This is a genomic window from Vibrio sp. 1F263, from assembly GCF_041439035.1.
In the GTDB taxonomy this organism is placed as follows: domain Bacteria; phylum Pseudomonadota; class Gammaproteobacteria; order Enterobacterales; family Vibrionaceae; genus Vibrio; species Vibrio tasmaniensis_A.
This window is the reverse complement of sequence record NZ_JBGONI010000016.1, coordinates 1-15,870: the sequence shown is the minus strand read 5'-3', so window position 1 is coordinate 15,870 and position 15,870 is coordinate 1. Positions and strand designations below refer to the sequence as shown.

Sequence of the window (15,870 nt, the reverse complement as noted above, 5' to 3'; positions counted from 1 at the left end):
AACCTAAACCGAATCTGTCTTGTTTGGCGAATAGTGCAAAATTGCCATTGAAATGGGAGATAACAGCATTTCACCTTCGGCATGACCCGGTTTCACGTTTCGCAAGTTGGTATCACAGATGGTTACCCAGTCTTGCTGACGGTCACTCGGTAAAGAAAATCGAGCAGGAGCGTTGGTTTGGTTGATCAGATAAATCAACTCGTCGCCATCTTTGCCGATGCCTAAATGCAAGGCTACGGAGCTTAAACGGTTCCAATCATCATGTTCCATGATTGTGCCATCAACACGGCTCCAGAATATACGGTTAGAGTTACGTTTATCGCCACTGAACGCTTTGATAAACGGCACCATGTATTGCTGACGTGCGGAGATCATCTCAGACAACCAAGCCTTGAAGTAAGTCTTACGCTCGGAATCTTCCCAGTTGAGCCAGCTGGTGACCCCGTCTTGGCAGTACGCGTTGTTGTTACCCTTTTGAGTATGAGATAACACATCGGCCGTCAAAATATGTGGAATACCGAATGCAAATAACAGGCTAGCCATGAAGTTACGCTTTTGCTTTTCGCGTGTTGCGATAACCAAAAGGTTTTCTGTGTTGCCTTCAACACCATAGTTTTCAGAGCGATTATCACCGTGTCCATCGCGGTTGCTCTCACCATTTTCTTCATTGTGCTTATGTTTATAAGAAACAAGATCTTGCATGGTGAAACCATCATGATAAGTGATGTAGTTGACGGTTAATTTGTACGGCCAGTGTGCGGCACTGTAGATGTCACGAGAGCCCATTAAGCGAGTCGCAAACTCTTTCAAGTAGCCTTGGTCGCCACGCCAGAAGCTACGAGTGATATCTCGCAGTTTGTCGTTACACTCATTCCACCCCAACGGAAAATTGCCAACTTGGTAGCCATTTGGCCCGATGTCCCATGGTTCTGCAATTAACTTGGTTTCTTTCAATACCGGATCTTGGGCGACGGCTTTGAAGAAAGCTGCCTCAGGATTGTAGTTATCACCTTCCCGCCCCAGTGTTGCTGCCAAATCAAAACGGAAGCCGTCGACTTGGAACTCACTAACCCAGTAGCGCAGTGTATCCATGACTAAGTTCAGTGCTGGTTGGTGGGTGAGGTCGACCGTATTGCCACAACCGGTGAAGTTCGCGTAATGACAGCCATGCTTAATGTAGTAGCGGCTATCCAGTGCTTTTAGGTTGAAGGTTGTACCACCTTCACCGCCTTCTGCAGTGTGGTTGTAGACGACATCGAGAATGACTTCGATACCGTTGCGGTGCAGTTCTCGAATCGCGGTTTTGAGTTCACTAACGGCGTCTTTCTCTGCGTAGCGTGGGTCTGGCACCATAAACAAATATGGATTGTAACCCCAGTAATTCACTTTCCCCATATCCAATAGGTGGGGTTCATGCATACATGCAGCAATGGGTAAAAGTTGTAGAGAATTGATGTTTTGCTGTTTATAGAATGCAAGCATTTCGGGACTAACTAACCCCAAATAACGGCCTTTTGTATTGGTCGCGACTTCTGGGTGAAGTTGAGATAGGCCTTTAACATGGGTTTCGAAAAGAACGGTCTCTTCGCGGCTAATACGCGGCTTTTCGACATCTTGCCAATCGAACGTGTCATCAACTACGAGACACTTCGCCATCGAAAAGCTTTTTTCATTGGTATATGGCGTTGCGTAATCGAGCGGTTCGCTTATTGCTTTAGCGTAAGGGTCAGAAAGTAAGATCGGGCCATTATCAGTTTCAGCAATGAAACCGTATTTTTGCCCGGCTTTAATACCATCAACAAATACATATCTGATATCAGCGTATTCATTTTCCAATTTATAAGTGGTGAACTCATCGTTCTCGTCAAAAAGAGCGAGAGAAAGGGATTTACAGTCAGGGGAATAAATTGAGAAGTTACAGCCAGTGTTACCTAGCGTTGCGCCTAGTGGATAAGGGCGAGCGAGCGTTCTAGTCATTGCTTGATTTCTTGTTCGTTTATCAACATCAGTGAACTATTAGTAAAAGGCTTTGTCCCATTAAGGTCAAGCAACTTCATAGAATAAATTTTGTTGAAAAATAATTCATCGATGAAGTTCAAATTATATATTTGAAGTAGATCTCACTTATGCTGAATAATTAGATCTGTGTGCTGTCTACTCCTCCTAGATTAAGTGATCCAACCCTTTAAAATACCATTCTGTATAAACTCTACTCCCTTCTCATCCCCCTTAATTTAGTTCGGGGTGGAGGAAGTCAAACTTGTCATCCCCTCTTAATATTGGCTCCGTTGAAACGAATCAGGGGAAACCCTAAACCTCTCTATCTTACGCCCACCATTACTGCCTTTGGTTGTCGCAAGAGAGCAAAAATATAAAACCTAAAATAAATCGTCCTTAATGGAGTTAAGAATGAAAAAAGTAAGTTTGATTGCTGCTGCAGTGGCTTCTGCACTTGTCGCTGGTTCAGCGTTCGCAGAAAATGACGTTGCACTTGATGTAACAAGTGGTGACTCTTCAATGGAAGTAGAGGTGAAAAACCCTACTGACGTTATCACTGACGGCTGGGAAGTTCACGGTTACATGTCTTCTAACGTTCGTGTTGTCGACGGTAAAACAGTAGACACTGAATTCGGTAAGCCAGATTACAAAACAGCGGGTACTCACGGTAAGAGTACTAACCAAGTTGAATTTGTAATTAAGAAGCACTCTGAGTACCAAAATGGTGTGTGGGCCGACTACGTTCTTCGTACTGAATATGGTAACGGTAACTCATACGCTTATTCTTCTGAAGGCGGACAAAAGAAGAATGATGATTCTCAGTTCGAAGTAAAAGAAGCTTTTGTTGAGCTCGGCGGCATTTTAGGTGAAGACACTTCTATTTGGGGTGGTCAACGTTACCTAAACCGTGCAGCTGGCCTTTTATCTGGTGAGTTTTGGAAACAATCATCTGGTATTGGTGCAGGTATTCAAACTAAGCTTGCAGGACATACTGCTGGTATCGCTTATGTGATGGCTGATCCTGATGCAGGTTCTGCAGATTCTTACGCGATTGACTGTAAACAAGATGATGGCACTACATCGACAGATCCTAGTAAATGTAAAGTCAAGAAAGATGGTGCAAAAGAAAGACAGACACTCTCTTCTATTGACTTGTACTACTACGGCGTGGATGCGGGTATCGGCAGCCTAGACTTTGACTTTAAATATGGTCAGCAAAACATCAATGGCGGTGAGAACGAAGACGGTATCGGTGCAGCTGTAACGCTTAATACAAGTTACTATGGCCTAGACGGTTGGACTCAAAACGTAATTGCTTACGGCTCTGGCGTAATGAAAAACCGTGGTGTTAACTTCGGTGGTTGGTCTGGTGGCGGTGATAAAGAAGAATCACTATTCTTGACTTCTTACGGTGTGCTTAACATCTCTGAAAAATGGCAATTAGGTACGGAAGCAGTGTACTTTACAGCTCTTGACCAATTGTTTGGTGCTGACGGTTTGACTCGTTACATGGTTGCTGCTCGTCCTTCTTACAAACTGAACGACAACATTCGCTTAGAAGCTACGGCTTCTTATGCACATGAAGAAGGTGATGAAGGTTACTGGAATCGCACTGGTGATGCTGTAGAGAGCGATATTCTTAACCTAGAAATTGCAACTGCATTTACAGCGAACTCTGACTACTTCGGTCGTCCACAAGTTAAGCCTTACATTAGCTACATTAAAGCTGATGATGAAGCAAGTGCTAAACAAATTGGTATCGATAACGGTAAAGACGAATTTGTATTCGGTGTACACACTGAAATTTGGTTCTAAACCGTTTAAAGTATAAGGCAGCCATTGGCTGCCTTTTTCCGTTTCCCCCCAACAACAACCAATAGTGAGAGAGATTACAATGACAAATAAAAGCTCTATGTTAGCCGTGGTACTAGGTGCCTTGCTAAGCGGTTGTGCTTCCGATGCTCAGGTTCAAACTAAACTCGATGCACCCACTAATGCAGAAGTATGCTGCAGCGATTTTTCGCAGTACCCATACGCACAATTGAATGATAATGAAGATTTAAAGTTTGATATCGACTTGGGATCACCTGTCGGTACATTTACAACAGGTAATAGCCACTTTGCAGCGTTCAAGTTCAGCGAGCGCTCAGGGGAGATGGTCGTTAAGCTATCGAGCTTGATGATCGATGATTCAGTTTTTGCTCCAGAAGCCATGCTTCTAGATGAAAACTTTAAGCCAGTGCAAACATTGAAGTTTGAAGACTTTAAGGTTCAGGCATCCGACGCTTTTACTCGCACGAGTTACATTGAGCGCTTGCGTATTGATGCGAGTAAGACACCTTATATTGTTATCTACACGCCTGCTGATGAACTTGGCAATAAGGTGAAAGTTGATCACCCAGCAAAGGTGAGAGCAAAAGAATTTGGTGAGGTGATGCCTATGGTCACCGATCCGGTATACACCAATCAATTAGGTGGTCGTTTAGAGTTAGAAATTAAAACTTTAAAACTTCGCCCTTACCGTGCAAAACCTGCCGTAGCGCCGGTCGTTGCTGTCCCTGCCGCTATGGCAGCGACTGCAACAGCTGTTGTACCGAAGAAAGCAGACACGCAGATACGTGTGCAGCAAGAGACAAAAGACTTCTATTTGTCTGCTATACAAAATGCGGTGAAGTCAGGTGATATACCGAAAGCTTTAGGTTTGTTAGATGAAGCGAAGGCGCTTAATGTTGAAGGTGCACAAGAAGCTTTTGTGCGAGCCGTCAACGCAAAATAGCTTGTTAGCTTGTTAGCTTATTAGTTAGCTTAATAACTTAATAGATTAGTAGGCTTAATGGCTTAGCAGTCCAGTATCTTAGTCGCTTAGATAGAGATAAAGATAGAGATAGAAATAAAGATAGAACGCTCCTTTAAAGGGGCGTTTTTTATATCTGAATTTATAGACACTTCAAATTTAGAGGTCGTTATGCAATCTGAATTGATTATTATCGATGAGTTCTTTATTCCACAGTTGAATCGAACTCGAACGCTCCGCATTTACCTTCCTGCGGGGTATCACCAAGCAGAGCACGCTTATCCTGTCTTATACATGCATGATGGACAGAATGTCTTTGAGAAGTCTACAGCGACGTATGGGATGTGTTGGGATGCACAAACGACACTCGATGAGATGCAAAGGCTCGGTAAGTTATCAGGGGTAATTGTTGTCGCCATCGACAGCAGTCATGAGCTTAATGGCATGGAGCGTTACAATGAGTATTCGCCTTGGCGCGCTAACCAAGAGATAAAAGAGTTGGGTGTTGGTGATGAGCTACTTAAATTTGGTGGTGAAGGGGACGAGTACATGGCGTTTATCTGTCATACATTGAAGCCTTATATAGACCAAACATACAGAACAAAGCCGAACCGAGAGTTTACGTACCTTGCTGGCAGTTCAATGGGCGGGCTAATTAGCTTATATGGTGGCTCACTGTATCAGAATACCTTTGGCGTGCTTGGGGTTTTCTCTCCGGCATTTTGGTTCAATAAATCCTCATACTTCGAGTATATGAAAGAGTTTAGCTTTCTGTCTCCAACGAAAATATATATGGATATGGGAACGAATGAAGCTCGTGAAGAGGCAAACGTAGATTTTGCTGACGTTTATCTGAGTGGTTCAAGGGCAATGAACACGTTACTCACTCAAAAGCCGAACGTGACGCTGTTTTATCAAGAAGGGCAAGGTCATCAACACAATGAACTGGCTTGGTCGTTGCGATTCCCGGATTTTATCGACTTTATTTTTAGACAATAAAAGAAGGCCTAACTCCGTTTTGTCTTCGTAATCGGTGTATTAGGCCTGCTTTTTTATCGCTTTATAGCCGTATCACTTTATACGTCTATAAAGCGATAGGCTTAGTATCAGCAAAGCTAGTCCTTGGCTGCTGACAATTTTTGCTTATTGCGCTTGTTCAACAAGTAGTCCTTGCTCATCAAGCTGTTGTGTTGCCTTGCAAAGTCGGGCTTGGCAAATTGTAAATCGCGTAAGATGGCGTTATTTGGCTTTGGTTGAATCTCAAACTGCGCTTGTTTGTCGTTGACCGTGACCTGTTGTTGGTGACTGTCGATCATGATCTCCAACGATTGTGTTAATGGTGTCGAGATTACGGCAACAGACTCATGGTTTATGTCTAGCGTAAGCACCAACGTGATTTCGGGACTTACCGTATCTTCTAGATTTGACTGAATCTTGTAATGAGAAATCCCATTTTTGGATTCAAATGACAGTCGTAGCTGGTTTCCTTGACCAAAAGGCAACGAAGCCACTAATTCGCTCCAACAACTTGGGAAGTTTGGTGTTATGTGTATCTGATTGTCCAATAAGCGTGGGCAGTATCCCAAATAGTCCTGTTGCGCGTTACGAGCGTATTCTGAAACGGACCAGGCTTGAGCAAACGTCCCTGATTCTACAAGGTCGCAGTCACTTTCTTGGAAAGCATCCAAATTTTCACTCATTGTCCCTCTACAGCCTTGTGTAAGGATCTGTTTTGCCAAGTTTTGGGATAGTTGGTAACTGAGATCTTGCTGCTTAAACTTGTTGAGCGCCGTAATGGTAAAGCCCGCATTCCACCCCCAGATCGTCCCGTTGTGATAAGCCGCGTCTTTGTGGTACATGGCTTGATTGTCGTGATAAGGATGAAAATCGACATGCTCTTGTTGCAACGAGCAGATGCCCCATGGGAACAATAGCGTTTCTACCGCGTTCTTGACGATGTATTGTTCTCTTTCATTTTGATTAAGCTGGCTTTTCTGAGGAATTGAAATCGTCATCAACTGATTCGGACGCACGCTATAATCAGGCACATCACCTTGCGATAAATGGTCGGCTAGGCGATGGTTTGTATCATCCCAAAACTTGGTGGCGAAACTCTCTTTCACTTTTCCAGCTTGGATTGTCCAGCTCTTTTCTGATTCAGAGTCGCCCACCAGAATAGCGAGTTGAATCGCGCAGTTTAAGCTTTCAAACCACAAAGCTTGGATGTCATTGGCTTTAGGCCCGCGAGGAGACCAAGGTGTCATCCCATCAATTTTTGCATCCATCCACGTATCAGGGTGGCGATGTGCCATCAGACTATCTTTATTCAAATAATCTTCATTCAAGCTATCTTCATTCAAGTAGTGTTTTTCGACACCCGTGATGAAATGCTTGAGAGTAGGGTAAATGGCCTTAGCGAACGCCACATCGCCAGAGTAGTTGATGTACTCAAGGGCTTCACGAATCATCCAAGGAGTACCATCGGTGGTGTTATAAATGATGTTCGTTTTACTCGTCACTCGATTCGGGATTCGTCCGTAATTTGTGGAATCTTCGTCGAGCATCTGCATGGACGCAAAGTTTTCAATGATCTCTTTTGCTTCACTAAACAGCCCATTAACCAAGCTTGTGCCCGACAAAGCGATAAAGGTGTCACGGCCCCAACAGTCCTTGAACCAAGGCAATCCAGCCCATATGCCCGTGCCGAACTCATGACTCACAAAGGTTCGGCTTGCAAGGCGCGACCACATGACAGCTTGGTTGTATTCAAGGTCGTTGGTCCACAAATAATTATTGGTTAAGAACTCATAAATCCGCTGTTGGTGAAGAACGTGTTCGTTATTTTTGAATGCTTGATTAACCAATGAGCTAGCGGCTTCAAGAGTTTCAGCAAAGCCGAGATAGACGACGAGTTCAGTTTGTTTATCTGACGTCGTGAGCATGAGTTTTGTATTGCTCTCTGAGAGCTGAACTAGATCGCGAAGTTCAGGGTGAGCGTCTAGCGAGATCTCTCGTGCATGTACTGCATGATTGCTTGCGATGGCGACAAATCTTGGGCAGCCGTCTGGACAAACTTGGGGGCTGAGTTCTATGACGATATTTGAGTCTGAGGTATGAACTTGAGAGTGCGTTGTCGGTATGTTGAGTTCTGGAATTAGGCTCAAAGTTCTCGGTTTGTTGGACGAAACCGTGAGCGATACGAGTCTAGAACCTTGAATCAAGTTCAGTGACTCTCGGCTATGATCATAATGATGTTCAATACCATAAGGCGTCAGGCTGGCACGCTTAGCCTCTAACTTGTTATTGAGCTTGCCGTCGATATAGCTGGCGAAGGTTCCCAGTATCCAACCTTGGTGGTGACGATATTTACCACCGTTTACATAGCTATAGGTTGCTCCATGATAGTAACCATCGACATTATCCCCAAACACAAACGGGAATGACCGTGTCTCTGAGATGGTGAGCTTTTGGAATAGTTGGTCATGTGACATTGCAAATTCAGGGTGTTGCCAGTGAGGCAGCATCTCATCTGTCTCAACCTCTATCAGACGTGTGTTAACAGGCTCTCGTTGAGGTGTTGATTGGTCATTGTATTCCCCTTTGGTTACGGTGACCGTTGGCGTCGAAGAGCTGAATTGCACCTTCAAGGAGTATTGACCAGCGACAGCAGGAGAGAGCAGTAGGTCATTGCCAATGCCTTGTGTATTGATAAGCGGCATTGCTTGTTCCAATTCACAGAGAGTGGCTACACTTTCATGCCCTGAAAGTGTCCATTGCTTGGTGCCATCTGAATCCGAAATTTTGAAGCGGTAAAGGTCGGTAGATAAACATAGGTTTGCTCGATAGGAGCCGTCTTGCTCTTTGAACAATGGGGTGTCTAACCCCCAACCATTGAATGTACCTTTTAGGTAAAGAGTAGGGATTTGCATAGCGACTTGATTTCCAAAACAAAAAAGGCACAGCATGCGCTGTGCCAAAGGACAATAGGATATTAATATGAAGAAAGCTTATTTGGTAATTTGTTTCGCTGCTGTGTCTAGCGCTTCTCTAACGGTTTGCTTACCCTGCATTGCGTTATCGATAGCCGCACCTTCAGCGAACCAGTAAGCCGTCATTTGCGGAATGTTTGGCATGATTTCGCCGTTTTCAGCATTCGTCATGGTTGATTTGATGCGATCATCGCTCTCAAGAATTTTTTGGAATGATTTTAGTGTCACCGCGCCAAGAGGCTTGTCATCATTCATGGTTTTCAGAGCGTCGTCTTGGAATAGGTAGTTTTCTAAGAACTCGACAGCAAGATCAGTATTTGGACTCGCAGCATTGATACCCGCACTTAGGATCCCAACAAATGGGTTACCTTTACCGCCATTTAATGTCGGCAGTTCAGCAACGCCATAATTAACACCAAGCTTGTCTAAGTTACCCCAAGACCAAGGGCCATTAATGGTCATCGCCACATTGCCATTGGTGAACTCTGCTTCTGCGACTGAGTAATCCATATTCGGGTTAACTACCCCTTGGTTTACCATGTCAACTAAGAATTGAAGGCCGCGAACACCCGCTGCATTGTTAACACCTGTGCTTTTAGCGTCATAGCCTGTTGCTGTTTTTTCAAACGCGAAGGCACCACCAGCAGAGATCATCGGCCATGTGAAGTACGCATTTTTCACATCCCACATGATGGCTTTTTTGTTTTGCTTAGCCATCTCTTTCTGAATGTCAGCAAGCTCTTCCCATGTTTTTGGTGGGTTTGGAAGTAGGTCTTTGTTGTAGATTAGAGAAGGTGCTTCGATTGCTAGAGGGTAGCCCACAACTTTACCATTGACTGTCACCGCATCCCAACTGAAGTCGACAAGCTTTTCTTTGAATTCTTTACTTGGGTTAAGTTCGTGAAGTAGGCCTGATTCTGCGTAGCCACCAAAACGGTCGTGTGCCCAGAAAATGATGTCAGGGCCGCCACCTGTTGCTGCGTGTTGTTGGAATTTAGCTTCCAGTGAATCTGGGTACTGAACGTTAATTTTCACTCCGGTATCTTCTTCGAATTGTTTACCAATTTCAGCAAGACCGGCATAACTTTTATCGCCATTGATCCAGATAGTGATTTCACCTTCTTCCATAGCAAAAGCCGGTGCATTGAAAAGAGCAGCAAGGGTACAAATAGACAGTGTTTTCAATAGAGGTTTCATAATTTCATTCCATATTCAGAAGGTTATCCATAACGATAATCACTTCTATCAGTTCTTATTATCTGAGAGTGATTTTAGCGATTTCCTCTCTTCTTGAGAAATAGGTAAACAGGCAAGAGATATAGTAAAAATCTATATCATTATGGTGAGCCTAGTATTTTGGTGGCAGCGAGCAGCTTTTGTGATGTTGAACGTGAAAAGAAATGTGAAGGCGGGCTCAAACTATTTTTGGGTGATGAAAGCCATCCAAAACTAAGCGCTAGGTTGCTTAGGTTAAGATGTGAAATGTTGGAGAGAATCGATGGCTTTGGGCAATAAAAAAGGCAAGGAGAACCTTGCCTTTGGTGTGTTGAATTTAACGTATGATTACAGTTTTACAGCAAATGATTCATACGGTGCCAGTTCAAGCTTGGCTGACAACTCAGTGACCGTTTGATAGTTATTGATCAGACAATCAAGCGTCTGAGTTTGGTATTGTTCAGGCATATCCAGTGTCAGGTTGTCGTTTGAGAAGTTACAAACTATAAACAGCTTTTCACCATCCAACTCACGTACGTAGGCGAAAACCTTGTCGTGTTCTTCAAAAACAGGAATGAATGAACCGTAGACAATCGCTGGGTGAGCTTTTCGTAACTCTATCAATGTCTTGTAGTGATAAAATATGGAACTTGGATCAGCCAACGCACTTTCGACGTTGATCTCTGGGTAGTTTGGATTCAGCTCAATCCAAGGTGTTCCGCCAGAGAAGCCTGCATTAGGTTGGTTGTTCCAGTGCATGGGTGTTCTAGCGTTGTCACGGCTGTTCTCGTGAATGGCGTCCATCATGTGTTCATGAGTGACACCCGATTCCGTTTTTACTTTATAGAAATTGTGCGTTTCAATATCTTTATATTGGTCTAGATTGTCAAAAGCGACATTGGTCATGCCAATCTCTTCACCTTGATAAATGTAAGGTGTGCCTTTTAAGAAGTGCAAACACGTCGCCAGCATTTTTGCTGACTCAACTCGGAAATGTTTGTCATCACCGTATTTTGAAACCAAACGTGGCAAATCGTGGTTGTTCCAAAAAAGGGAATTCCAGCCACCATCGGCCAGCTCAAGCTGCCACTTGGTCAGCACATTTTTGAACTCTCGAAGATCAAGCGGAATAGGGTTCCATTTGTCACCGTTTTCCCATGTCAGGGTAATGTGCTCGAATTGGAATACCATAGAAAGTTCATTTCTATCTTGTCCACTGTATAGCTTGGCTATTTCTGGTGTTGCGCCCCAAGTTTCTCCTACGGTTAACAAATCCTTGTTACCAAAGGTCGCCTGATTCATTTGTTGTAATAGCTTGTGCAGCCTTGGTCCGTTACCAGTGATTCCTTTATCGATCTCTTTACCAATAAGATCAATCACATCTAAGCGGAAGCCGCCGATGCCAAGGTCAATCCACCAGTTCATCATAGTATGAACCTCTTCTTGAACCTTCAGGTTTTCCCAGTTCAAATCGGGCTGACGTTTCGAGAATAGATGGAAGTAATATTGTTGTGTGAGTTCATCCCACTGCCAAGCGCTTCCGCCAAAGATAGAACCTTGGTCATCTGGTGCACTGCCATCTGGTTTTGCATCGCGCCAAATGTAATAGTCTCGATACGGATTGTCTTTTGAAGAGCGTGCTTGCTCGAACCAACGGTGCTCATCTGACGTATGATTTACCACTAAATCCATAACAATCTTAATGTCACGTTTCTTCGCTTCATCCATCAGGCGTTTCATCTCTTCCATCGTGCCAAACTCTTCAGCTATCGCTTGGTAGTCGGAGATGTCGTAGCCGTTATCGTCCATTGGAGATTGATAAACAGGAGAGAGCCAAATGACATTAATGCCCAGTTCTTTAAGGTAATCGAGTTTGCTGATGATTCCATTTAGGTCACCGATACCGTCATTATTCGAGTCTAAAAAGCTACGCGGGTAAATTTGGTAGACCACTGCGTCATGCCACCATTTCTGTTCCATCTCAATGTCCACTTAATAAGTTAATTGACCTTACTATAGTGATTTCATCTTACACTGGGAAATAGCATTACTAATGCTCTCTATAGAAAAATCCTATATCATGAGCTCTATCCGCTGCGCACTGTGTTCAGTGGTTTAATTTGTTGAATTTCTAACCTCGCATTTTGTGATCGAATGCAAACTAAGAGAATCCTATGAACAAGCTATACCGATACTTTCTGATGGTTGCGCATACTGGCAGTATTAAAGGTGCCGCGGAAAAGCTGAATATTAGCCAGCCCTCCTTGACCGCTGCGATCAAAAAATTAGAGAGTGATGTTGGTGTGGCTATTTTTACTCGTAAGTCAAAAGGCGTAGAGCTTACCGAGTACGGGTTGTTGTTTCGGGAGTTTGCACAAGAACAGCAAGAAAAGCATCTGTCTTTGATGCACCGCTTTACCGACATGCAGCAGCGCCAATCCGGTAAATTGAAGCTCGGCACTGGGGAAGCTTGGTGGGAACAATTTGTTTGCAAGGCAGTTGAGGAATACAAGCAACAAGAACGAATGGGCTCGCTACATTTAGAGTTCGGTAACAACTTGTCTTTGATGCACCACTTGGTTCAAGGCGATATCGACTTGTTTGTTGGCCATGAAATCTATGGGCTGCATGAGCGATGCAAAGTAACGTTTTACCCACTCTTTCAAGACAAAGAAGCGGTGTTTGTTCGAGCTAAACATCCATTGTTAACGAAGAAACACTTAGACCCGAGTTTGTTAAGACGTGAGATGTTGGCGTTTCCAATACTCCAAGTGACCCCCGATCACTCTAGACATAACTCTGTACTGTCTGACCACGTAAATTCACAGCCTGGCGGGCGTGATTCTGAGGAGGTTGGGCGAGATGTCTATGACGTTGACTCTCTTTTTGCGAGCTTAGATATGTTAAGAATGTCTGATGCTGTCATGCCATACAGTCATAAAATGTGCGATTGGATGAAAGACAAAGGCTTCGAAACCTTATTGATTGATGACTCTAAGCTAGGAAACGTTGGCCTCTACGCGAAACAGGGAGCGGAAGACCTCAAGATCAAGACGTTCATTGAGATCTTACAAAAAGCCAACTTTGATTAAGCTAGAAGCCAGAAAATGCGGAGAAAGTAGGGACGCGCTGTGGCGTTAAGGCGATTAGTATCATCGAGAGCTGATCAGGGCGGCTAATCTATCGATTCTGAACGTTGTAAGCCGCACTAGCCATTTGCCTACCCTTTGGTATGGTGACCTGTTTTCTTCGCAAACTTTTGCATAGCCTCAGCAAAGGTTGTTGCCCCACCTTTAGCTTGAACCTGTACCACCTTATACCCCAATTTTTCTAGTGCTTGGCGCTCTACTAAAACAGCGTCATCGTCTTGCTGGCTGCCCTGTGCTGGCTGATGAAGGTAACACCCTTCTAATTGACCATCTTCAACTAGTTGGTGGTGTTTCAGTGCATTGATATTAAAATTCATAATCAGTCTTTTCGTGTAAATGGGGAATACCTGTGGCAAAGCCCGCAAGTATCGATAATTCGATTGTTTGTACCATAAGGCATTTTAACCATAAAAAGCGAATGGCAAAACAGTAAACCAGTGGAATGTAATCGGGAGCGGTTTACATCAGAAAGGGGATGAGGTAGCTGAGATCGTGCTGGCACGTTTTTGGACAGAAGTGTTTCAGGAATTTTACTAAATTAGCGATTCATTGATTATCTCAGGTATAAGTCACCTTAAAAGGCAAAAAGCAATAGGCGCTCCCATTAATCATTAAACCGACCTTGCAATTGATTCTTAGTGAATGGCTATTTGGAGAAGACCGCCAAGCAAACGGTTTTTTGTTCTCTCAAATCGTGGTGTGAATATACCTCCCTCGACAAACGTAGTTTTCTAAAAGAGCACTATTTGAAAATTAACATGTGTAGAAAGGGAAACTGTCACGACAGCACCGTTGCCGAGGTTTTCTTCTAGCACTCAAGAAAGAGTAAAGCGTATGGTCGATAAAACTAGTGATGCAGTACTCTGTACAAAATATCAATTGCATATCAAGGTATTAAAGGTAGATAATTTGTAGAATAACTTACCTATTCGACTGTTATATTTGAGGATAATTAGCTGACTTCTTACTAAAAATTAGCTATGAAATTTCTTCACAAAGCCGATATTTGCACTAAAAGCAATTTAAAAAAAAGAAGGCATCAAAAATGAATAATGAAAACTTACCAGCAAAAAACAACCACATAAATCTAACAGATATGGGAAACCTTGACTTGTCAACTTTGGATGAGTCACAGAGAGCACACATCGTTTCAAAGTTCGCAGAATCAAAGGTTGAACTCACAAAAAAAGCTCAACAGATGAACATTGACTTAGGGGCTACGCGAACTAATTTAGGCGATCTGACATCTACAGTTCGTGATGCCACTACAGATGGAACTTCAGTTACAATCACTCATAGTCAAACTACATCACTCGGACGTACAGAGGTTGTAATGGGTAATACAGAGCGAGCTGCGAAAGGAAAAATGTCTCGTACAGGAGCAGGTGAAGGCAGTGGTGGTATGATGGGTATTGTCGCAATGCTTTGTGTAGCAGGCGTTATCATCGCTATGATTATGGGTGGATAAAGTGAAACTATTTATTCATGCCGAAACAGATATTGCAAATGAGATTGAACCAAAGCTGAAATTTCTCGACCATGCAGATAAAGATAAAATTCTAGGTCTTTGTAAAACAACTAGACAAACCATGCGAAATCATCTGCTTAGTGGTTTTTGTCACTTCAATTCTTCTAGCACGGTGGTGTGTAATGGTAAAACTATTACTCTTCGCGGTTCGGTGAATAGACTGCCTTTATTGAAGAGGTTATTTGGTGGCTAGACGTAACTACAAATACAAGCGGAACACTTATCAAAGTTCCCAAGCTATGCGCCATATTGAGGAAGCAAAAGTACTAACCAAGCAGCTAGGGGGCACTGACCAAGACGTAAAAGCTTGGTTCTTTAATCTGACAGGGATTACATTCGAAAACATCATGCAAGAATATAAACAGTTGCATGGTATAAAAGCTTACGATTATGCAATCCAAACAATTCCCAGTTGGAGATCAGGACAAAGAAAAATGAGTGGTATGGTTGCTGAACGGTTGTTCAACCTGATTCCAAAGCATATGCCTCTTGAGGATAAATTCAAGCTAGTTGATTCACTCTGGAAATTCACAACTATTAGTAACAAAATGCTCATACGAGCCAATAAAAGCACCGAAATTAATGAACTTGTCGCTTTACTGCAAAATGAGGTAAATCGCATTGAGACAGACTGGGAAATCCCAGACAATTTATCAAATCGTTTTGTATGGTTGGCAGGCGATGACTCGACAACATACCAGAAGCTACTTAGTCATATCGTAGATCAAGAACGCCAATTGATTGCCGCTATGCTGCCATATCAAGTAACAGAACTCTTGAGCCACTATCATAATGAATGGTCTGAAACTTCAAATTACTTTTCGCATACGGTTGAAGTTGGAAAACACAGCGTCGAAGTGCGCATTACAGATCAAGCTAATGGATTAACTGTAGGTCAGTGGTATGCCCATGTAAAACCATACACTTCAACTAAAGGATCGGGCTGTCTAGGAATGTTTGCTCTGATGCTGATAATTCCAACGGCTATTATCACTACATTACTTTGAGTAAACCAAACTTAGCTAGAGAAGATTCTTGCACTATAAAACTATCCCCCGAATTTTATCTCTTGTTCATTATGTATCCGAGAGTTGTTACCAGCAATAACTCTCGGATACTTGAGCAACATCAGGTCTTTCTTTGTAAGCGTGCCATGAACACCGCATTCTAATCCTTCAGCACGAAGAATAAGATCAA

Annotated in this window: 12 protein-coding genes; 7 read left to right on the top strand and 5 right to left on the bottom strand. The window is 43.3% G+C overall.

What is annotated here, in order from left to right:
• Positions 1–3 precede the first annotated feature (3 nt).
• Positions 4–1,977 carry a glycogen debranching protein GlgX gene (gene glgX, locus ACED25_RS11975; RefSeq protein ID WP_371695343.1) on the bottom strand — a complete coding sequence of 658 codons (1,974 nt, stop codon included), beginning with the start codon at positions 1,975–1,977 and terminating at the stop codon, positions 4–6.
• A gap of 432 nt (positions 1,978–2,409) precedes the next feature.
• Here glgX and ACED25_RS11970 point away from each other — a divergent pair, with 432 nt between their 5' ends.
• From ACED25_RS11970 to ACED25_RS11960, 3 genes are all read left to right on the top strand, one after another.
• Positions 2,410–3,813, top strand: coding sequence for a carbohydrate porin (locus tag ACED25_RS11970; RefSeq protein ID WP_012600159.1), 1,404 nt, complete (start codon positions 2,410–2,412; stop codon positions 3,811–3,813).
• A 79-nt stretch (positions 3,814–3,892) separates the two neighbouring features.
• A complete protein-coding gene (locus ACED25_RS11965) occupies positions 3,893–4,774 on the top strand; it encodes a MalM family protein (protein WP_371695341.1) in 882 nt (293 codons plus the stop codon).
• 189 nt (positions 4,775–4,963) lie between these two features.
• Positions 4,964–5,791 (top strand): alpha/beta hydrolase, encoded by an 828-nt coding sequence (locus ACED25_RS11960; protein ID WP_371695340.1) that lies wholly within the window; start codon positions 4,964–4,966, stop codon positions 5,789–5,791.
• A 116-nt stretch (positions 5,792–5,907) separates the two neighbouring features.
• On the opposite strand, the gene ACED25_RS11955 is transcribed toward ACED25_RS11960, so the two are convergent.
• The 3 genes from ACED25_RS11955 to ACED25_RS11945 form a co-directional block, all read right to left on the bottom strand.
• Entirely contained in the window at positions 5,908–8,769 is a 2,862-nt protein-coding gene (locus ACED25_RS11955; RefSeq protein ID WP_371695339.1) for an amylo-alpha-1,6-glucosidase, read from the bottom strand.
• A 30-nt stretch (positions 8,770–8,799) separates the two neighbouring features.
• A complete protein-coding gene (gene malE / locus ACED25_RS11950; RefSeq protein ID WP_009845865.1) occupies positions 8,800–9,978 on the bottom strand; it encodes a maltose/maltodextrin ABC transporter substrate-binding protein MalE in 1,179 nt (392 codons plus the stop codon).
• A gap of 366 nt (positions 9,979–10,344) precedes the next feature.
• On the bottom strand, positions 10,345–11,976 hold the full coding sequence (locus tag ACED25_RS11945) for an alpha-glucosidase (RefSeq protein WP_371695338.1): 1,632 nt from the start codon (positions 11,974–11,976) through the stop codon (positions 10,345–10,347).
• Positions 11,977–12,170: 194 nt separating this feature from the next.
• Between ACED25_RS11945 and ACED25_RS11940 the strand changes: the two genes are divergently transcribed.
• Positions 12,171–13,088: a LysR family transcriptional regulator gene (locus tag ACED25_RS11940; protein ID WP_371695337.1), complete on the top strand. Its 918-nt coding sequence runs from the start codon at positions 12,171–12,173 to the stop codon at positions 13,086–13,088.
• Positions 13,089–13,216: 128 nt separating this feature from the next.
• On the opposite strand, the gene ACED25_RS11935 is transcribed toward ACED25_RS11940, so the two are convergent.
• Positions 13,217–13,462: a hypothetical protein gene (locus tag ACED25_RS11935; RefSeq protein ID WP_371695336.1), complete on the bottom strand. Its 246-nt coding sequence runs from the start codon at positions 13,460–13,462 to the stop codon at positions 13,217–13,219.
• A gap of 728 nt (positions 13,463–14,190) precedes the next feature.
• Here ACED25_RS11935 and ACED25_RS11930 point away from each other — a divergent pair.
• The 3 genes from ACED25_RS11930 to ACED25_RS11920 are packed head-to-tail and all read left to right on the top strand — an operon-like array spanning position 14,191 to position 15,680.
• Positions 14,191–14,613: a hypothetical protein gene (locus ACED25_RS11930; RefSeq protein WP_371695335.1), complete on the top strand. Its 423-nt coding sequence runs from the start codon at positions 14,191–14,193 to the stop codon at positions 14,611–14,613.
• 1 nt (position 14,614) lies between these two features.
• Positions 14,615–14,866 carry a hypothetical protein gene (locus tag ACED25_RS11925; RefSeq protein ID WP_241810868.1) on the top strand — a complete coding sequence of 84 codons (252 nt, stop codon included), beginning with the start codon at positions 14,615–14,617 and terminating at the stop codon, positions 14,864–14,866.
• Positions 14,859–15,680 (top strand): hypothetical protein, encoded by an 822-nt coding sequence (locus ACED25_RS11920; protein ID WP_371695334.1) that lies wholly within the window; start codon positions 14,859–14,861, stop codon positions 15,678–15,680. The genes ACED25_RS11925 and ACED25_RS11920 overlap by 8 nt, the downstream gene beginning before the upstream one ends.
• Positions 15,681–15,870 lie beyond the last annotated feature (190 nt).